The sequence below is a fragment of the Chitinophaga sp. CCNWYY40 genome, assembly GCF_037483205.1.
GTDB classification, from domain to species: domain Bacteria; phylum Bacteroidota; class Bacteroidia; order Chitinophagales; family Chitinophagaceae; genus Chitinophaga; species Chitinophaga ginsengisegetis.
This window is the reverse complement of record NZ_JBBHLF010000004.1, coordinates 238,664-257,022: the sequence shown is the minus strand read 5'-3', so window position 1 is coordinate 257,022 and position 18,359 is coordinate 238,664. Positions and strand designations below refer to the sequence as shown.

Here is an 18,359-nt window from a genome sequence, read left to right as displayed (position 1 = left end):
ATATTTTTAGTCAATTATGGCCATTTCATCTGCTTTGTGCTCCAGCTGGTAAAACGAGAGCAGCCGGCGTATCACTCCTTCAACGAGGGCGTCCGGACAGGATGCACCGCTGGTCAGCAGGATCGTCACCTTTTCCTTTTCCGGTAAAAAGCTACCGGCATTGATCTCTTCTTTATGATGAAAGTCCCAGTGATTAATAGCCTTTGCGGAGAGCATTTTTTCGGGAGATGATATAAAATAAGTAGGCAGCTTTTCTTCACACAGTTCCACGAGGTGCGAAGTATTGGAGCTGTTGTAACCGCCCACTACAATGGCCAGATCGGCAGATTCCTGCAACATACCGGTAACGGCCGTCTGGTTATCATTGGTAGCGTAACAGAGCGTATCGCGGGTATCCGCAAACCTTTCCCCGGCGGTGGCTTCTGTGAGCTGGAAATGCGTCATCATCACCTGCCGGATATAATCGGCAATGGCCTGTGTTTCGGTAGCCAGCATAGTGGTTTGATTCACCACGCCTACCCGCTGCAGATCTGTAGCCGGGTTAAAGCCGGGGGAATATTGTCCTTTGAACAATGCGTTAAACTCATCGGGTTTACGCTGCCCGGTGATAAACTCCGCCAGCAGCGCTGCTTCTTTTATATCCTTCACTACTATGGTAGGCGTGCCGGAGGCGCTATGTGAAAAGGTGGCCCTGGTTTCTTCGTGTTTTGGTTTGCCGTGTACAATTACAGTATAGTTTTTCTTACCGATCTGGTCGGCCTTGTTCCATACACGTTCCACAAAAGGGCAGGTGGTGTTGTATTTCAGGGGCTCAATACCCAGTGAGGCCAGTTGTTGTTCGGTTTCCAGGGTGGTACCAAATGCAGGGATGATCACAATATCATCTGGCTGCAGGCTCTCCCAGGGAACCAGCTGATTGCCGGAGGTATCCATAATAAACTGAACGCCCCTGTCCAGCAGGTCGTTGTTTACATGGGGGTTGTGGATCATTTCACTGAGCAGGAAGATCCGTTTGTCCGGATTTTCATCCACTGTTTTAAAGGCAATTTCAATGGCGTTTTCCACACCATAGCAGAATCCGAAGTGCCGGGCCAGTAAAATCCTAAGCGGACCAAAATCCAGCTCGGTGGGCGTGAAGTCCTTTTTCATGCGGTCCTGCTGTTTGCGCTGGTTTTTGATGGCGCTGATCAGCGGGCTGCGATATATAACCGGAACGTTAAATGTTTTCATGTGTTAAATGACAGAAAATTGAAGGACAAAGTTAATCAGTTTTCTTTGCTCACTTTGTCCAGCCATGCTTTTTCTTCGGCGCTGAGGCTATTATAGCCTTTTTCATTGATTTTGTCCAGCAGTTGGTCTAATCTGGAAGGGTCTCTGTCTTCAGCTTTTTTTACCACTTTCAGGGGTGATTTCTTAGGTTTGAATTTACGGGTAACAGCCTGTTGCTGGCGGCGGTTTTTGAAATCAAACAGCCATATCAGGGGCTGGCAGAGGTCAGTACCTGCCTGCAGGGCGCGTATATAGAGGAAACCCAGCAGGGAACCGCCCATGTGGGAAATCAGTCCGCCGATGTTGCCGTTGGGGATGGAAATCAATCCCAGCACCACCAGGGCCATCGCCAGCCATTTCAGTTTCACGCTGCCCAGGAACATCAGGCCAATTTCAAAGTTAGGCATCAGGGTAGCCGCTGCCACCAGTATACACATAATGGCTGCTGAAGCGCCCACCATAGTAGTGCCTACGTAGCCCGGAAAAAGACTGGCACTCAGCAGGTACAGTAAACCGCCGGCCATACCACCCAGTAAATAAAGGGGGAGTACCCGTTTATTCCCGAGAAAATCCCGGAACAGGTTACCAAACCAGTAAAGGTTGATCATATTAAAAAGGGCGTGGAATATTTCCACATGCGTAAACATGTAGGTGATCAGCCCCCAGGGCTTTAAGATAAATGCGCCGAGCGGCACATTCATGGCCAGCTGTTGATATGTCCATTCAAAAGGGGTAGGCTGCTTGGTCAGGAACGCAATAAGACGCAGAATATTTAACCCCAGGAAGATGACGATATTCCAGAAAAGCAAATAATTGACCGTGTTTCCCTGCCTGAGCCAGTAGCGAATATCCGATTGAAATGAGGTCCCGTTCATATACACAAATTAAAATAAAATCCGGGATTAAATAATAGTAATTAACATTTTGAACGCAGGAAAAGTAAGCCTGTTCACTGCTAATGAATATCATCTTTCCTGTATCTGTTAACAACAATTAATCCGGATGCTGGTTCTTCCTGCGGCAAAAAAAATGCCCGTTTACGCAGTTTAATTTTTTGTCGTAGTAAAATTATTAATAATGCAATTTAAAAATATCTGAAAAGACCACCCCATACCGCAGCGGAAGGTGATTTTCTTCAATAAAAATACGTATAAACGGGTATTTTTTCGTATTTTTGCCGTCCCATAAAACAGGGTATCCGGGTATTCCGGGTAAAATTTTAATTTTTTATGAGCGAAAACAACATTTCTAACGAACAAAACGCTGAACAACAGGCTCCGCAAGCAGCTGCTGCGGTTGAAACAGCGACACCAAAGGCACCTGTAGCAAAAGTTGAAACTGCACACGACGATTTCGACTGGAGCGTTGACAAACGTAACGTTTCTTCTTACAGCAAAGAAGAAAAAGAAAAGTACGACGTGACTTACGACAGCACTTTCAAGGTGTTTGAAGAAAACAGCCTGCTGACTGGTACTGTTGTGGGTTTAACCAACACAGATGTAGTGATCAACATCGGATTCAAATCTGATGGTTTGATTTCTCTGAACGAATTCCGTGATTTACCAGGTCTGAAGATCGGTGATGAAGTGGAAGTGCTGGTAGTAGAAAAAGAAGACCGCGATGGTAACCTGCACCTGAGCCGTAAACAGGCTCGCCAGAAACGTGCATGGGAAAAAATCGTGGAAGTTTACAAAACAGGCGAAGTGGTTACTGGTACCGTTACCAGCAAAACCAAAGGCGGCCTGATCGTAGATGTATATGGTATGGAAACATTCCTGCCGGGTTCTCAGATCGATGTGAAACCAGTTACAGATTACGACCAGTTTGTAGGCAAAACTATGGAGTTCAAGGTGGTGAAAGTAAACGAAACCATCCGCAACGCCGTTGTTTCCCACAAAGCGCTCATCGAAAGCGATATCGAACAACAGAGAGTGGATATCATCAGCAAACTGGAAAAAGGCCAGGTGCTGGAAGGTACTATCAAAAATATCACCGACTTCGGTGCATTCATCGACCTGGGTGGTCTGGACGGCTTACTGTATATCACAGATATCAGCTGGGGCCGTATCTCCCATCCGAGCGAAGTACTGCAGATGGATCAGAAAATCAACGTTGTTGTGCTTGACTTCGATGACGAAAAACGTCGCATAAGCCTGGGCTACAAACAACTGACCCCGCATCCGTGGGATACTTTACCAGCTACTATCACCGAAGGTGCTAAAGTAAAAGGTAAAGTAGTGAACATCGAAGATTATGGTGCATTCCTGGAAATCATGCCAGGTGTTGAAGGTCTGGTTCACGTATCTGAAATCTCATGGGCTTCTACGCCAATCAACGCTAAAGAATTCTTCAAATTAGGAGAAGAATACGAAGCCGTTGTAGTTACCCTGAGCAAGGAAGAACGCAAAATGAGCCTGTCTATCAAGCAACTGACAGAAGATCCATGGTCTACTATCGAAACTAAATTCCCGGTTGAAAGCCGTCACAAAGGTATCGTGAAAAACATCACTCCTTATGGCGTATTCGTTGAACTGGAAACTGGTATCGGTGGCATGATCCACATCTCTGACCTGAGCTGGATCAAACGTTTCAACCACCCATCTGAATACACTAAAGTAGGTAACGAAATAGATGTAGTAATCCTGGGTATTGATAAAGACAACCGTAAACTGAGCCTCGGTCACAAACAGATCGAAGAAGATCCATGGAACACTTTTGAAACTATCTTCCCGATCAACTCCGTACACGAAGGTACCGTTGTGAAGAAAGATGATAAAGGTGCTACGGTTCAACTGCAGTACGGTCTGGAAGCTTATGCTCCTGCACGTCACCTCAGAACTGAAGATGAAAAACCAATCAACGTTGAAGACGTGAAAGAATTCATGATCATCGAATTCGATCGCAGCGAAAAACGTATCCTGGTTTCTCATACCAGAGTTTGGGAAAAAGCACAGGCTGAAGAAAAACAGGCTGTAGTGAAAGAGAAGAGAGAAGAAGCTGACAAAACCCGTAAGGCTGTGAAAAACATCCAGGGTAAAGTGGAAAAAGCTACTTTAGGTGATCTCGGCGCTTTAGCTGAACTGAGAGAAAAACTGAAACAATCTGAAGGCGGCGAAGAAAAAAGCGCGCAATAAGATCCGGTTTCATTAAATAATAAATCCCGCTTCGAGTAACATCGGAGCGGGATTTTTTTATAGGAAGATTTTATACTTTACTTTATCAGCAACGACAGCTTCGCGTCGTTAAATTCCAGCAAACTGTCCAGCTTCATATTAGCCAGTGCATACCGCGGATCATGCCGGTTATGCGCTTCAGGTACCACCACCGTGGTCATCCGCGCCGCCTTAGCCGCCGTCATACCCGTTACGGAATCCTCAAAAGCTATACAATCCAGCGGATCACTGCCCAACGCCTTGGCGCAGGCCAGGTACACCGCAGGGTGTGGCTTGCCATAATCCTCAAACTCAGCAGAATACACAGCCTGAAAAACATCTTTTATCTGTAGATGTTCCAGCGCAGCATTGATCAGGCGCAGTGGGGAGGAAGAGGCCAGTCCCATTTTGAACCCTTTCTCCCGGAAATATTGAAGGATATACGGTAACCCCTCCATAGGATGGCCCTCCGCTTTGATCTTATATATCACACTATCAATAATTTCATTTACAACCTGCTCCGCACTCTTTCCTTCCCATTTATAGTAATTATGCCAGTAACTCACCACTTCTTTGGTGCGCAGGCCGGTGGTTAAATGCGTAAGTTCGGGTGAGAGGTTTACACCCACCGTAGCAAACACTTCCCGCATGGCGATGCCCCACAAAGGTTCTGAATCTATCAACAGGCCATCCATGTCAAATATTACCGTATCTATCATATGTTTTTTCCGTTTATGCGCGGCAAAGATAAGAAGTTATAAGGGGAGATCACAGTTAGCCGGTAACTGTTTACCAGCCTGCATTTGCGCTTCAAGTCCACCTTTGCTCCAGGGATGCTTCCGGGATGCTTCGGGTTAAACCCGGTATTTGTTCCCTTGTGCAGGCCCCTGTCTCCGGTCCCATAACAATAAGTTATACGCCATAAACTTTGGTTATCACGCCACTGCGGTAATCGGCCAGGTAATTCCCCCTGAATCCCTCCCTAATCAGCGTTTACACAGTTATGTCAACTGCAAACCTGCTGCCTCCGCCAATTTCCCCCCTTTTGGGAGCCTTATTGAATGTTGAAAAAAGTTTTGGAAAGATGCCCTGCATTTATATCTTTGTATTACTCTACTAAAATTATAGGGAATATGGGTAATGATAGAAGGAATTGTAACAGAAACAGTTGTTGTTCATCAACACCCATGAGGCGCGTGTAATATGGAAAATCAGTGATCAGCTTACTGTAAATCAACATTATACGAGGCCTCCGCAAACATTCCGGGGGCTTTTTTATATAAAAAAACGACCAACAGCCCCAAACCAGAATTAAATAATTGCTTTACCACCACCTGAAAATACTTTTTATGCAAAGCTTCAGAACAGAACTAGAAAATCCAATTGTTGAACAAGATATTATAGACCTGGAGAAGAAGATCCGCCTGTTCCGCGAAGGCGCTGTGTCAGACGAAAAGTTCCGCAGCCTCCGCCTGGCCAGAGGTATTTACGGTCAGCGTCAGCCCGGTGTGCAAATGATCCGTATCAAACTGCCATACGGTAAAATGACCCTGAAACAATGGCACCGCATTACGGAAATTTCAGATGAATATGCTACCAGTAATCTGCACCTGACCACCCGCCAGGATGTTCAGATCCACTATGTGAGCCTCGACAGAACCCCCGAACTATGGTCAAAACTGGAACAGGATGGCATCACCATCCGCGAAGCCTGCGGTAACACCGTTCGCAACGTCACCGCTTCAGACCGCGCCGGTATTGATCCGGAAGAACCATTCGACGTTACGCCATACGCCGACGCTACCTTCCGCTACTTCCTGCGCAACCCGGTGAGCCAGGAAATGGGCCGTAAAATCAAGATCTCTTTCTCCTCTTCAGAAAAAGATACAGCCTGGTCGTTTATGCACGACTTTGGCATGATCCCCAAGGTAAAGATCATCGACGGTAAAGAAGTACGTGGCTTCAAAGTATTGGTAGGCGGTGGTTTGGGCGCACAACCTTTTCTTGCTAAAGTAGTATACGAGTTCCTCGAAACAGATCAGCTCATTCCATATATCGAAAACGTACTGCGCGTGTTCGACCGCTACGGCGAAAGAACCAGCAGGAACAAAGCCCGCATGAAATTCCTCATCCAGAAAATAGGAATGGAAGAATTTGAGCGCCTTGTTAAAGAAGAATACAAAGCCATAAAAGTAAAAAGCGTACCGGTAGATGCAGACGCATGGCAGGCTACTACACCGCCTCCCGCAGCGCCAACACCGGCTTACAGCATAAAAGATCCAAAAAAATACGAAGCCTGGAAAGCTACCAACACCTTCGAGCAAAAACAGAAAGGATACTTTGCGGCTTATGTTAAAATAACGCTGGGTAACATCGGTTCAGCTATCAGCCGCAAACTCATTGAAGCGCTGCGTCCCGTAATAGCCGACGATGTACGTGTAACCGCCAACCAGGGCCTGTTACTGAAATACATTCTGCCGGCAAATCTCCCATACGTTTTCAGCGTACTGGAAGAAGCAGGCTTTGCAGAACCCGGATTCGACAGCATCGCAGACATCACCGCATGCCCCGGTACAGATACCTGCAACCTCGGCATCTCCAGCAGCACAGGCATCGCCAAAGTGCTGGAAGATGTGATCACCGATGAATTCCCGGATCTGGTTTATAATAAAGACATCAAAATAAAGATCAGCGGTTGTATGAACTCCTGCGGTCAGCACGGTATTGCCAGCATCGGTTTCCACGGCAGTTCCATGAAGAGCGCCGGTAAAGTACTGCCAGCCCTGCAGGTACTCCTCGGTGGGGGCATCGTAGGCGACGGCCTGGGCCGCGTTGCAGATAAAGTTATTAAAGTGCCAAGCCGCCGCGGTCCGGATGTATTGCGCAGCCTCCTGCACGACTATGAAATCAATGGCCAGGAAAATGAACTGTTCAATGAATACTACGACCGTAAAGGTGAAAAGTATTTCTATGAATTGCTGAAACCACTGGCGGATCTCAGCTCCCTCACTGCCGGCGACTTTGTTGACTGGGGACAGGCACAGGACTACGCTACCGCTATCGGTGTAGGCGAATGCGCCGGTGTAATCATCGACCTGGTGGCTACCCTGCTGCTGGAAGCAGAAGAAAAACTGGAACTGAGCAGCGCCGCTATTATTAAAGGCGCCTACTCAGATGGTATCTATCACGCCTACTCTTCCTTTGTACAGGGCGCAAAAGCACTGTTACTCGGCGAAGCAGTAAGCGGTAACACACAGATCGGTATCATGAACGATTTCGATAAATATTTTGTGGCTACCGGTAAATTCAGCTTTGAGCCTGATTTTAAAACAATAGTGCTGCAGATTAACGGTAACGAGCCTACGGAAAGTTTTGCAAAAACTTATTTCCAGCAGGCGCAGTCATTCTATAATGCTGCACAGGTATACCGTCAGAAAGCCAGCGAACTGGTTCAGGCTTAATTATTTATTTATCAAAAACACAACCACTCATGCAAAAGATACAACCCAAACTCACATTGATAGGTGCAGGCCCAGGTGATCCGGAACTGATCACTGTTAAGGGGTTAAAGGCTATTCAGAATGCCAGGGTAATCCTTTATGACGCATTGTCCAGCAACGAACTGCTGGACCATGCGCCGGCTAACTGCCTCCGTCGTTTTGTGGGCAAACGTGCAGGTATGCATGTATACTCACAGGACGAAATAAACAGGATGATTGTAAAATATGCATTAACTTATGGCAGCGTTGTCCGCTTAAAAGGAGGCGACTCCTTTGTTTTCGGCCGCGGTCAGGAAGAAATTGCCTTTGCTCAGCAGTTCGGAATTACCGCAGAAGTGATTCCCGGTATTTCCAGCGCGATCTCTGTACCTGGTGTCAACAAAATTCCCGTTACCGCAAGGAATGTAAGTGAGGGGTTTTGGGTGATCACCGGTAACACACAGAACGGGAATTTATCCCGCGACCTGGATCACGCCATCAGGGCTAATACTACGGTGATAGTACTGATGGGGATGAGCAAACTGGCGGAAATTGCAGGGATCTACAGTGCAGCAGGAAAAGGGGAAACTCCCGCCGCTATTATCCAGAATGGTACCTTGCCAACACAGAAAATGGGGGTGGGCAATGTGGCCGATCTGCTGGAAATAGCCGCTACGCACGATCTGCATAATCCTGCTGTTCTGGTGATAGGAGAAGTGGTAAGCTTCCATGAAGCTTTCCAGGCCTTGAAGAACAAGGTGTCAGAGGAACTAAAAATTGCCGTATAATGGAAGAAAATCATTTATTCCCGGTGTTTTTCAAATTGCACCGTCTGCATGTACTCGTTGTGGGCGGTGGTAATATCGGACTGGAAAAAGCCAATGCCATGCTGGAAAATTGCGCAGATGCAACCATTACAGTAGTGTCATTGGATTTTTTGCCTGAACTGGAAGCGTTAACACACCAGTATCCTAATATTACCCTGATTAAGAAATCATTTTCGTGTGGCGATCTGCTGGGGAAAGACCTGGTAATAGCCGCTACCAACGACAAGGATTTTAATTATCACGTATGGGAAAAAGCGAAGGGCAGCAAAGTGCTGATCAATGTAGCCGATACCCCGGAACTCTGTGATTTTTATTTGGGTTCTATCGTGAAAAAGGGAAATCTCAAGATCGCTATTTCTACCAATGGTAAATCGCCTACCATTGCCAAACGCCTGAAACAGGTGCTGCAGGAAGCCATTCCCGATACCCTCGATGAAGTATTGAACAAATTGTCGCTGATCCGTGAAAAACTGACCGGTGACTTTGCCAGTAAAGTTAAAAAGCTCAACAGCATCACCGAAGTATTGGTGAAGCCTGAAAGTGAAGGTGTGTAATTATTTTTTCAACAACTCCAGCAGCACCTGTGCCTGGTTGTTCGTTTCGTCTTTAGCCCCGTATAATAATGTTACCCGCTGATGTTGCGCCCTCTTTTTAATACCGGCCAGCAAATCATTTTTCTCCTGTAATTCATGTTTATATTTTGTTTTGAACTCAGCAAACCGCGTGGGGTCATGGTGAAACCATTCGCGCAGTTCGTTGCTGGGAGCTATTTCCTTTGCCCATTCATCAATGTGGGCGCGCTCCTTTGAAATACCCCGTGGCCAGAGCCGGTCTACCAGGATGCGGTAGCCATCGGTTTCTGCATAATCTTCATATATACGTTTAACCTGTAACATACTTACATAACGTCTCGGGGAATCGTATTGTTTTTCATCTTCCTTCTTCACAAAAATTAATATCATTGCATCTATGATAAATCATGCTCAGATCATCACCGCAACGGTGGATTTTGTAAAAAAGGAATTAGAGGGGGCAGAAGGGGGCCACGACTGGTGGCATATTTACAGGGTATGGCAGCAGGCAAAACATATTGCCGCAGCTGAACCTGCCGATCTGTTGATAGTGGAACTGGGCGCCCTGTTACACGATATTGCAGATTCAAAATTTCATAACGGTGACGAAAATATCGGTCCTGCAAAAGCAGTAGCTTTTCTGCAAACGCTGGATGTGCCGGCGGCCATCATCACACAGGTGGAGAATATTATCCGTCACATTTCTTTTAAAGGAGGCAACCAGGAAAAAACATTTTTCTCTGCAGAGTTAGCCGTGGTACAGGATGCCGACAGGCTCGATGCCATTGGCGCTATCGGTATTGCAAGGGCTTTTAATTACGGCGGTTTCAAAAACAGGTCGCTGTATGACCCTGCAGTAAAGCCCAATATGCAAATGACAAAAGAAGCGTATAAAAACAGTACTGCTCCTACCATCACACATTTCTATGAGAAATTACTGTTGCTGAAAGACCGGATGAATACCGCTACCGGTAAAAAGCTGGCAGAAGAAAGACACGCATTTATGGAAGTGTTCCTGGAGCGGTTTTATAAAGAGTGGGAGGGGGAGATATAATTTTTAAGGGAGATGTTGTTCCGCTCCGGAAACAACATCTCCACCTGCATTAAATCTTTTCGAAGAACAGCGCTTTTAATTCATCCGCATCTTCAGGTTTCATTTTACCACCCAGGATCAAACGAAGCTGACGGCGGCGCAGGGCGCCCTCATATAATCTTTTTTCTTCTTCTGTGTCGGTGATGATGCCGGGTACCGGCCGGGAATTGCCATTGGGATCCAGGGCTACAAAGGTCATGAAAGCTTCATTGGATTTATAGCGGTATTGTTGTACCGGATCTTCTCCCCAAACCCTCATGTGTACTTCCATAGAAGTATTGAAGGCCCGGCTTACTTTAGATTCAATATGTACCACGTTTCCCAGTTTAATGGGATTTTCGAAAGATATATTATCTACAGAAGCAGTTACCACGGGTGCGCTGCAGTGTTTCATGCAGGCCAGTGCCGCGGCAATGTCCATCCAGTACATCAAACGGCCTCCCATGAGGTTGCCGAATGTGTTGGTATCATTCGGTAAAACCAGTTCGGTCATCTGTATAAGCGAGTCTTGGGCTCTCTTTGGCGTTAAAGTCATCTTTTATGTATTTCGGACGCAAATTTACTGTTTATATATTTATAGTCGCGTACGCATTTACAGAACATCGCTGCCGGATAAAGGTTTTTAACAAATAATTTCCGGTACTTGAAAATTCTTTAAAACGCCCTGTAGATAAGTGATGAGAGCTGAATATAATCTCCAAAAAATTAACAAACAAATAAAGCGCTGCCGTAAAAAACTTGGGAGCGACGCAAATTTGTGTAACTTTGCATGACCTTCGGAAGTAGTTTACTTGATCGGTTTTACACCAAACGCAGTCCGGCACTTCCCCGTTTATAGGTCAAGTATTCTTAGCAGAATTTTAGTTTTATGGCAAAATATATCTTCGTTACAGGAGGTGTTACATCTTCTTTGGGTAAAGGAATTATAGCTGCTTCCCTTGCAAAATTATTGCAGGCACGCGGCTTTAGAGTGACTATTCAGAAATTTGATCCATATATCAATGTGGATCCGGGTACGTTAAACCCTTATGAACATGGTGAATGTTATGTAACGGAAGATGGCGCAGAAACCGATCTGGATCTCGGACACTACGAACGTTTTTTGAATACGCCCACGTCTCAGGCCAATAATGTTACCACCGGCCGTATCTACCAAACTGTGATCAACAAGGAAAGAGAAGGAGCCTATCTCGGTAAAACCGTTCAGGTAATCCCTCACATTACGGATGAAATCAAACGCCGTATCCTCCTGTTGGGTAAAGATGGCAAATACGATATCGTTATTACAGAACTTGGTGGCACTGTGGGTGATATTGAATCACTCCCTTACATTGAGGCGGTTCGTCAGCTGCAATGGGAACTGGGCGAAGAAGATTGCCTGGTAGTACACCTTACACTGATCCCGTACCTGCGTGCAGCTAAAGAGCTGAAAACCAAACCTACGCAACACTCCGTACGCCTGCTGAGCGAATATGGCGTACACCCGGATATCATCGTTTGCCGTACAGAAGAACCACTGTACCGCGATCTGAAAAAGAAAATCGCCCTGTTCTGTAACGTACAGGTAGATGCCGTGATCGAAGCAAACGATGTTCCCACCATCTATGAAGTACCCCTGGAAATGATGCGCGAGAAACTCGACGTTTCTGTACTGAAAAGACTGGGATTACCCGTGGAAAAAGAACCCGAACTGGTTAAATGGCGCGAATTCCTGGATAAACTGAAATATCCGAAATCCAAAGTAACCATCGGTTTAATTGGTAAATACGTGGAATTACAGGATGCCTACAAATCTATCCTGGAATCATTTATACATGCCGGTTCCCTGAACGAATGCAAAGTAGTGGTACAAAATATCCACTCAGAACATATTACACCAGAAAATGTATGTGAAAAACTGAAGAACCTCGACGGGCTCCTGGTAGCTCCCGGCTTCGGTCACCGCGGCATTGAAGGAAAAATCACCGCTATTCAGTATGCCCGTGAAAATCAGCTGCCGTTCTTCGGTATCTGCCTCGGTATGCAGATGAGCGTAGTGGAATATGCCCGTAACGTACTCGGCTGGAAAGATGCGCATTCCGTGGAAATGAACCCTGACACCGCTCACCCGGTGATCAACCTCATGGAAGAGCAGAAAAAAGTAACCGCCAAAGGTGGTACCATGCGCCTGGGTGCTTATGCCTGCGAACTTACGCCAGGCACCAAAGCGGCCGAAATATACGGTGGTACCAGCATCAGTGAAAGACACCGCCACCGCTACGAGTTCAATAACGACTTCCTCCAGCAGTTTGAAGATGCCGGCCTCGTTCTTTCCGGTAAAAACCCGGAAAGCGGTCTTGTTGAAATCATTGAACTGCCTGCCCATCCGTTCTTTGTGGGCGTACAGTTCCACCCTGAACTGAAAAGCACCGTGGAAAGCCCGGCGCCTGTTTTCGTGTCCTTTATCAAGGCCGCCAAGCAGTACGCAGAAGCTAAAAACGGGAAAGCCAAAATGGAAGAAACAATTGTAAAATAAAACAGAAAAGACCGAAAGTCTTGCCTGTTCATTAAATACTCCGGGGAGATACCAGCGAATATATCCGCAGGTATCTCCCCAAATCTTTTTAAAAACCGCTCTGATCCTCAACAGGATACGCATTTCCTTTACTTATTTATTATTTTAGCCGCATTTAACAGGGGTTTCACCTAAAAAGCATGGTCAATTCATAAAATCCTGCTTACCTTTGCTGCCTAAATTTTAATTGCATTTTCCCCAAATCTTTTTAAAAACCGCTCTGATCCTCAACAGGATACGCATTTCCTTTACTTATTTATTATTTTAGCCGCATTTAACAGGGGTTTCACCTAAAAAGCATGGTCAATTCATAAAATCCTGCTTACCTTTGCTGCCTAAATTTTAATTGCATTTCATGGATAGAAATTCGGTCATTGGGTTTTTACTGTTGGGCGTTTTGTTGGTAGGATATATATTCTTCAACCAGAAACAACAGGCAGGAGCCGCAAGGGAAAAAGCCAGGCAAGATTCCATCGCAGAGCTTAACAAGCCTAAAACACCTTTAGCAGATACTGTCAGCCTTGCTGCAGCCGCCGCAGGAGGCCAGCTGGATTCAGCCCACCAGGCGCTGTTAAACGGCGAATTTGGCGTGTTTGCCGCTGCTGCTACCGGCAACGTGCAGAACACAGTACTGGAAAACGATGTGGTAAAGATCACTTTTTCCAATAAAGGTGGCCAACCGGCAAGTGTACAACTGAAACAATACAAAACTTATGATGGCGGCCCGCTGATGCTCGTTGAAGGCTCTTTTAACCGCCTCTCGGTAGAAGTGCCTGCCAGCTTAACAAAAATGCTGAACAGTGCAGATCTGTTTTTCACCGCCGGCCAACCCCAGGAAGGCGCAGGTGGCGTAAAAACAATCGCTTACCGTCTTAATACCAATAACCCGGCTTCTTACCTGGAATTTATCTATTCCCTGAAACCAGGCAGCTACGTGGTAGACTATACCATTCACGCCGTTGGTATGCAGGGCTTACTGCCAGGCAACCAGAACTACCTGAGCCTCCAGTGGAACAGCCAGGAAGACAAACAGGAACACGACCTCGAAAACGAGCGCCTGAACAACCAGGTGCACTATATGCTGGAAAATGATAAGCATGATTACTTTACCCTCAGCCGTACCAGTCATGAAAAACTGGAAAACAAACTGAAATGGGTGAGCGTAAAACAGCAGTTCTTCAACACCACCCTGATCGCTAAAAAGGAACTGTTCACTAACGTGGATGTAAACACGAAAGTGCCGGTAAGCCCTAATATCGTAGGACAAACATTCAGCACTATACAGATTCCGTATAGCCGTACCAATGATTTCTCCTTCCCGATTGAAATCTATTATGGTCCTAACCACTATAAAACACTGAAATCTTTCGATATCGGTCTGCAGAAGATCATCCCGCTGGGTACCGGTATCTTTGCTTTTGTGAAGTATGTGAACATCTTTATCATTATCCCGGTGTTTAACTTCCTGAGCGGATTTATCAGTAACTATGGTATCATCATTATCCTGCTCACCCTCTTCATCCGCCTGCTGATAGCTCCTTTCACTTACCAGAGCTATGTTTCCCAGGCTAAAATGAAAGTGCTGAAACCTGAAATTGATGAACTGAAAGCAAAGTATGGCGACGACCAGCAGGCATTCGGTGTGGAACAAATGAAACTGTTCAAGAGTGCAGGCGTAAACCCGCTGGGCGGATGTTTACCCGCATTGCTGCAGCTGCCTATCCTGGTAGCGATGTACAGCTTCTTCCCGTCTTCCATTGAGCTGCGCCAGGAAAGCTTTATGTGGGCAAAGGATTTGTCTACTTACGACTCTATCCTGAACCTCGGCTTCAACATACCATTCTATGGTAACCACGTGAGCTTGTTCACCATCCTCATGACCATCACCAGTTTGATCCTGGCGTTCTACAACCGTGGAATGACCGATCAGAGCAACCCGGTGATGAAGTACATGCCTTACGTAATGCCGGTAATGTTGCTGGGTATCTTCAACCGCCTCGCTGCGGCGCTTACCTTCTACTATTTCCTGTCTAACGTGATCAGTATCCTGTTACAGTTTGTGATCCAGAAGTTTATCATCAACCATGATAAAATTCACGCACAGATCCAGGAAAATAAGAAGAAACCAAAGAGCAAATCCAAGTGGCAGGAGAAACTGGAAGAAGTCCAGAAACGCCAGCAGGAAATTCAACAGAAGAAAAAGTAGGATTAATACAATCTGAACATTTCAATAATATTTTTTCGCAGAAGGCTTCCCGTTAAGGAAGCCTTCTCTATTTTTGACCGGATATGATAAAGAGATGGTTTTTATTGATGTGCGCTGCCGGTACAATCACCGCCGCACAGGCACAGGACACGATTCCTGATGCTGCACGTATTCAGGGAATAGTGAACTACCTGGCCTCAGATAAACTGAAAGGCAGGGGCACCGCAGAAAAAGGCGGGAAAACAGCCAGCAACTATGTGGCAAAACAGTTTAAAAAACTGGGACTGAAGCCGGTAAACGGCAATAGTTTCTTCCAGGATTTTACCTTCACCCGGAAAGAACATAAAGATATCCCCAGCAGAAATGTGATCGGGTACCTGGATAACGGTGCCGCACGTACGATTATCATTGGCGCCCACTATGATCACCTCGGAACGGCCGCTTTATTCGACGGAAAATATCCCATCGGTGAAATCCACAACGGCGCAGATGATAACGCTTCCGGCGTGGCCGGCCTGCTGGAACTGGCGCAGTACTATGTAAAAAACCAGGGCCGCGAACCCTTTAACTTTCTCTTCATTGCTTTCGGCGGCGAAGAGCTGGGATTACAGGGCTCAAAATATTACACCGCACATCCGCTGATGCCGCTGGATAAAGTACATTTCATGCTTAATATGGATATGATTGGCCGTTATAACCCGGAGCGGGGAATCGGTATTGGCGGCTATGGCAGCGCGGAAGAATGGCCTGCTGTATTCAAAGAAGTGCAGCAACCCGGCATTAAATACTTTACCGATGCAGCAGGGAAGGGCGCTTCCGATCATCATAATTTCTATATAAGTGGGGTACCGGTGATGTTTTTTCATACCGGTGGTCACGACGACTATCACAAGCCTACCGATGATGCGCCTAAGTTACAGGCCAAAGCAGAAGCCGGCATCCTGCAGCTGGAAATCCAGCTGATCAACCGTGCAATGGCGTACCCGGTATTGCATTATGTAGGGGAGAAGAGTTAGGAAACAAGTTCCACTTCATATACAGGGCTGAAAAGAAACCATTTATTAGACGCTACCTCTTCACAGCGGTAGCGTTTTCTTATTTTATCCCCTCTGCGGAATACGCGTCCGTCTTTGGTTTTAAACAGTCCGTGTAACGGTACCTGCTCTACGAAAAAATGGTTTTCTTTCTGGAGGTCATAATTTTTCAGCACGCGCATGAGGTTTTCATCTGCGCAGGAACTGGCTGCGGGGTTGGCCATGCTCTGGCGCACGGCGGTTTCCACATCAGGCGGCAGCAGGCTTTTACCTACAAAGTCACGCAAAATAAAAGAGAACTCCTGTTTCCACTCCTTGCCATGCGACGCTACGCGGTTGGCGTATTTATTAAAGGTGGTGAGGTGTGCAATTTCATGCAGCAGGGTAAGCAGAAAAGCGTATTTATTCAGGGAGCCATTCACACTGATCCGGTGCCCTTTGCCCTGCCCGTCGGGGTGACGGTAGTCGCCGAGTATGCTGGACCGCTCACGTGTAACAGTCAGGTGTACCTTATAGGTAGTCAGAAAATCCATTACCTGTCCGAAAGTCCCTTCCGGTAAGTAGGACGCTAGTGCATTTAAGGGCGCCTCTTTTTTCAAATAGATTATTTTTTTAGCCTGGTCAGCCGGAAAAGGCTGATTGTTTCAAATACAGTATACACCAGGTACAGGAACAACAGCATGAAAATGGTCAGCTTGCTCACATTGGGCTTATAAATAAGCACGTAAGCAGCGATGCCTATTACGCAAAGAAAAAGTTTGCTGAGAGTAGAGCCATAAACAGCCCTGATAAAGGCATTATGATTAGAAGAAGCGAGTCCCCGGCGACTCATAATATAAGACACCAGGGATATAATAGCCATGATCAGGTTACCGGCCATCAGCACATTCACATGTGTGCCGAGGTCCAGCAACCTGGGTTTGAATATGATAACAAGTCCGTTTAAAATTCCAAAAACTGCGAATAACCGTATAAAAAATCTATCACTCATGCCGTCGGGTGTCTTTTATAATTTGCCACAAAAGTATGGCTAATGCAATTAAAGAAAAAATGATCAGGAATACCGGGAACCGCCAGCCAATCCATTGGTCTAGTTTATAACCCGCAAATACTCCCAAACCCAGTGTAGCCATCATCTGGAAGGCTAATCCGGCATATCGTAAGAGCAGATTTCGGTTATTCGGCTTCCTGGAGGACGGTTTTTCCATGTTTCTGGTTATCAGCCGGCTGCTGATCGTCCATGTAGCAACGGCCATTGAACTTAGCAGAAGGCTCCATTTCAAAATGAGCGGTGTATACATCGCCCTTTACCAGTGCATTCCCTTTCAGGAACAATAATTCTTCTACCTTGATAATTCCTGTTACCCGGCCCAGGATGTCAGCGCTCTGGCATACCAGGTCGCCGGTGATTTCACCCTCCGGACCTACCACTATCTTAGCTTTGGTAGATACCAGCCCGTTTACCTGTCCGTCAATTCTGATGTCACCTTCACATACAATATCACCCTGTATTGAAGTGCCATTGCCTATAATGTTAATAGTTGATGTTGGCAACATGGCTTTGTTGTCACCTTTCGATTTGTTGTTGTTATTGAACATAGGGAGTTAGGTTTTTCAAGTTTAGTGTGTAATATAAATAAATATATATTAAATTTTTGTATTTATATCCTAATAGGTACTGTTATCTACTGCAGGTACTTTTAACATCGTGGTATCCACTTTTCCGGTAAAGTCGCCGTTAATCACCTTTTTAATATTATCCAGGTACTGGTCGCGCGCATTAATAGCTGTTTCCAGCGAATCAGCCCTCATTTTCAGATGGATAAACTCTTTCCGTTGTTTCAGATCTCCATAACCCGGTATATAATAACGCAGCGGCGTAAATACCACTGTAGCTACGGTAATGGCCACCAGTAATACAAAAAGGGTGCTGAAGGCAATGTATACGCTCATCCGGGATAGTTTGAACGAGGTCACTTCTTCATAGGTATCTTCATTCATAATTACCAGACGGTATTTATGACTTAGTTTTTCCAGGTTTCGTCTGCTGTTTTTATTCCCCTTCTTGGCCATGTTTTGCGGTACTTCTTAAAGAATGCTATTTCTTTTAAGGCGGGCTAAAGTTAATCATTATTGCAAAATAGGAAACAGTGTTTTGAGGATTGTAGGCAGA

At 46.0% G+C, this 18,359-nt stretch carries 18 protein-coding genes; 8 read left to right on the top strand and 10 right to left on the bottom strand.

The genetic code is table 11. The features are described 5' to 3' along the window. Nucleotides 1-6 precede the first annotated feature (6 nt). Nucleotides 7-1,230 carry a 4-hydroxy-3-methylbut-2-enyl diphosphate reductase gene (locus V7S65_RS15980; RefSeq protein WP_079469062.1) on the bottom strand — a complete coding sequence of 408 codons (1,224 nt, stop codon included), beginning with the start codon at nucleotides 1,228-1,230 and terminating at the stop codon, nucleotides 7-9. 35 nt (nucleotides 1,231-1,265) lie between these two features. Next, on the bottom strand, nucleotides 1,266-2,144 hold the full coding sequence (locus tag V7S65_RS15975; protein WP_336387232.1) for a rhomboid family intramembrane serine protease: 879 nt from the start codon (nucleotides 2,142-2,144) through the stop codon (nucleotides 1,266-1,268). A gap of 354 nt (nucleotides 2,145-2,498) precedes the next feature. Between V7S65_RS15975 and rpsA the strand changes: the two genes are divergently transcribed. Next, on the top strand, nucleotides 2,499-4,403 hold the full coding sequence (gene rpsA, locus V7S65_RS15970) for a 30S ribosomal protein S1 (RefSeq protein WP_079469060.1): 1,905 nt from the start codon (nucleotides 2,499-2,501) through the stop codon (nucleotides 4,401-4,403). Nucleotides 4,404-4,480: 77 nt separating this feature from the next. Here the strand turns inward: rpsA and hxpB are convergent, their stop codons facing one another. Further along, nucleotides 4,481-5,140, bottom strand: coding sequence for a hexitol phosphatase HxpB (gene hxpB / locus V7S65_RS15965; RefSeq protein WP_079469059.1), 660 nt, complete (start codon nucleotides 5,138-5,140; stop codon nucleotides 4,481-4,483). A 630-nt stretch (nucleotides 5,141-5,770) separates the two neighbouring features. On the opposite strand from hxpB, the gene V7S65_RS15960 reads away from it, so the two are divergent. Genes V7S65_RS15960 through V7S65_RS15950 form a run of 3 tightly spaced genes read left to right on the top strand, consistent with a single transcriptional unit; the run spans nucleotide 5,771 to nucleotide 9,281 of the window. Beyond that, on the top strand, nucleotides 5,771-7,882 hold the full coding sequence (locus V7S65_RS15960; RefSeq protein ID WP_336387231.1) for a nitrite/sulfite reductase: 2,112 nt from the start codon (nucleotides 5,771-5,773) through the stop codon (nucleotides 7,880-7,882). Nucleotides 7,883-7,911: 29 nt separating this feature from the next. Continuing rightward, a complete protein-coding gene (gene cobA / locus V7S65_RS15955; protein ID WP_079469057.1) occupies nucleotides 7,912-8,688 on the top strand; it encodes a uroporphyrinogen-III C-methyltransferase in 777 nt (258 codons plus the stop codon). Beyond that, a complete protein-coding gene (locus V7S65_RS15950; RefSeq protein WP_079469056.1) occupies nucleotides 8,688-9,281 on the top strand; it encodes a precorrin-2 dehydrogenase/sirohydrochlorin ferrochelatase family protein in 594 nt (197 codons plus the stop codon). The genes cobA and V7S65_RS15950 overlap by 1 nt, the downstream gene beginning before the upstream one ends. Here the strand turns inward: V7S65_RS15950 and V7S65_RS15945 are convergent, their stop codons facing one another. Further along, nucleotides 9,282-9,689 (bottom strand): DUF488 domain-containing protein, encoded by a 408-nt coding sequence (locus V7S65_RS15945; protein ID WP_346805664.1) that lies wholly within the window; start codon nucleotides 9,687-9,689, stop codon nucleotides 9,282-9,284. 7 nt (nucleotides 9,690-9,696) lie between these two features. On the opposite strand from V7S65_RS15945, the gene V7S65_RS15940 reads away from it, so the two are divergent. Further along, a complete protein-coding gene (locus V7S65_RS15940; protein ID WP_079469055.1) occupies nucleotides 9,697-10,353 on the top strand; it encodes an HD domain-containing protein in 657 nt (218 codons plus the stop codon). A 49-nt stretch (nucleotides 10,354-10,402) separates the two neighbouring features. Here the strand turns inward: V7S65_RS15940 and V7S65_RS15935 are convergent, their stop codons facing one another. Beyond that, a complete protein-coding gene (locus tag V7S65_RS15935) occupies nucleotides 10,403-10,927 on the bottom strand; it encodes an acyl-CoA thioesterase (RefSeq protein WP_079469054.1) in 525 nt (174 codons plus the stop codon). 333 nt (nucleotides 10,928-11,260) lie between these two features. Here V7S65_RS15935 and V7S65_RS15930 point away from each other — a divergent pair, with 333 nt between their 5' ends. The 3 genes from V7S65_RS15930 (at nucleotide 11,261) to V7S65_RS15920 (ending at nucleotide 16,168) form a co-directional block, all read left to right on the top strand. Further along, nucleotides 11,261-12,907, top strand: coding sequence for a CTP synthase (locus V7S65_RS15930; protein ID WP_079469053.1), 1,647 nt, complete (start codon nucleotides 11,261-11,263; stop codon nucleotides 12,905-12,907). Between the two features lie 394 nt (nucleotides 12,908-13,301). Beyond that, the gene (gene yidC, locus V7S65_RS15925) at nucleotides 13,302-15,152 is read left to right on the top strand and encodes a membrane protein insertase YidC (RefSeq protein WP_336387229.1); all 1,851 of its coding nucleotides are present in this window, start codon (nucleotides 13,302-13,304) and stop codon (nucleotides 15,150-15,152) included. Between the two features lie 83 nt (nucleotides 15,153-15,235). Next, nucleotides 15,236-16,168 (top strand): M20/M25/M40 family metallo-hydrolase, encoded by a 933-nt coding sequence (locus V7S65_RS15920; RefSeq protein ID WP_336387228.1) that lies wholly within the window; start codon nucleotides 15,236-15,238, stop codon nucleotides 16,166-16,168. On the opposite strand, the gene V7S65_RS15915 is transcribed toward V7S65_RS15920, so the two are convergent. From V7S65_RS15915 to V7S65_RS15900, 5 genes are all read right to left on the bottom strand, one after another. Next, nucleotides 16,165-16,785, bottom strand: a complete 621-nt coding sequence (locus tag V7S65_RS15915) for a SprT-like domain-containing protein (RefSeq protein ID WP_079469050.1) — start codon at nucleotides 16,783-16,785, stop codon at nucleotides 16,165-16,167. The genes V7S65_RS15920 and V7S65_RS15915 overlap by 4 nt on opposite strands. A gap of 5 nt (nucleotides 16,786-16,790) precedes the next feature. After that, nucleotides 16,791-17,177, bottom strand: a complete 387-nt coding sequence (locus V7S65_RS15910; RefSeq protein ID WP_079469049.1) for a hypothetical protein — start codon at nucleotides 17,175-17,177, stop codon at nucleotides 16,791-16,793. Next, nucleotides 17,170-17,394 carry an AtpZ/AtpI family protein gene (locus tag V7S65_RS32230; protein WP_079469048.1) on the bottom strand — a complete coding sequence of 75 codons (225 nt, stop codon included), beginning with the start codon at nucleotides 17,392-17,394 and terminating at the stop codon, nucleotides 17,170-17,172. The genes V7S65_RS15910 and V7S65_RS32230 overlap by 8 nt, the downstream gene beginning before the upstream one ends. After that, complete coding sequence (locus V7S65_RS15905; RefSeq protein WP_079469047.1) at nucleotides 17,363-17,785, bottom strand: bactofilin family protein; 423 nt, start codon at nucleotides 17,783-17,785, stop codon at nucleotides 17,363-17,365. The genes V7S65_RS32230 and V7S65_RS15905 overlap by 32 nt, the downstream gene beginning before the upstream one ends. A 69-nt stretch (nucleotides 17,786-17,854) precedes the next feature. Further along, nucleotides 17,855-18,259 (bottom strand): hypothetical protein, encoded by a 405-nt coding sequence (locus tag V7S65_RS15900; protein ID WP_079469046.1) that lies wholly within the window; start codon nucleotides 18,257-18,259, stop codon nucleotides 17,855-17,857. Nucleotides 18,260-18,359: the final 100 nt, after the last annotated feature.

What these genes read in the sequence shown, in the direction of transcription:
- V7S65_RS15950 (WP_079469056.1), top strand. Translation starts at nt 8,688, where the DNA reads ATGGAAGAAAATCATTTATTCCCGGTGTTTTTCAAATTGCACCGTCTG.
- V7S65_RS15910 (WP_079469049.1), bottom strand. Translation starts at nt 17,177, where the DNA reads ATGAGTGATAGATTTTTTATACGGTTATTCGCAGTTTTTGGAATTTTA.
- V7S65_RS15930 (WP_079469053.1), top strand. Translation starts at nt 11,261, where the DNA reads ATGGCAAAATATATCTTCGTTACAGGAGGTGTTACATCTTCTTTGGGT.
- V7S65_RS15905 (WP_079469047.1), bottom strand. Translation starts at nt 17,785, where the DNA reads ATGTTCAATAACAACAACAAATCGAAAGGTGACAACAAAGCCATGTTG.
- V7S65_RS15975 (WP_336387232.1), bottom strand. Translation starts at nt 2,144, where the DNA reads ATGAACGGGACCTCATTTCAATCGGATATTCGCTACTGGCTCAGGCAG.
- cobA (WP_079469057.1), top strand. Translation starts at nt 7,912, where the DNA reads ATGCAAAAGATACAACCCAAACTCACATTGATAGGTGCAGGCCCAGGT.
- V7S65_RS15920 (WP_336387228.1), top strand. Translation starts at nt 15,236, where the DNA reads ATGATAAAGAGATGGTTTTTATTGATGTGCGCTGCCGGTACAATCACC.
- V7S65_RS15940 (WP_079469055.1), top strand. Translation starts at nt 9,697, where the DNA reads ATGATAAATCATGCTCAGATCATCACCGCAACGGTGGATTTTGTAAAA.
- V7S65_RS15935 (WP_079469054.1), bottom strand. Translation starts at nt 10,927, where the DNA reads ATGACTTTAACGCCAAAGAGAGCCCAAGACTCGCTTATACAGATGACC.
- V7S65_RS15960 (WP_336387231.1), top strand. Translation starts at nt 5,771, where the DNA reads ATGCAAAGCTTCAGAACAGAACTAGAAAATCCAATTGTTGAACAAGAT.
- V7S65_RS15980 (WP_079469062.1), bottom strand. Translation starts at nt 1,230, where the DNA reads ATGAAAACATTTAACGTTCCGGTTATATATCGCAGCCCGCTGATCAGC.
- yidC (WP_336387229.1), top strand. Translation starts at nt 13,302, where the DNA reads ATGGATAGAAATTCGGTCATTGGGTTTTTACTGTTGGGCGTTTTGTTG.
- V7S65_RS15945 (WP_346805664.1), bottom strand. Translation starts at nt 9,689, where the DNA reads ATGATATTAATTTTTGTGAAGAAGGAAGATGAAAAACAATACGATTCC.
- V7S65_RS15900 (WP_079469046.1), bottom strand. Translation starts at nt 18,259, where the DNA reads ATGGCCAAGAAGGGGAATAAAAACAGCAGACGAAACCTGGAAAAACTA.
- rpsA (WP_079469060.1), top strand. Translation starts at nt 2,499, where the DNA reads ATGAGCGAAAACAACATTTCTAACGAACAAAACGCTGAACAACAGGCT.
- hxpB (WP_079469059.1), bottom strand. Translation starts at nt 5,140, where the DNA reads ATGATAGATACGGTAATATTTGACATGGATGGCCTGTTGATAGATTCA.
- V7S65_RS32230 (WP_079469048.1), bottom strand. Translation starts at nt 17,394, where the DNA reads ATGGAAAAACCGTCCTCCAGGAAGCCGAATAACCGAAATCTGCTCTTA.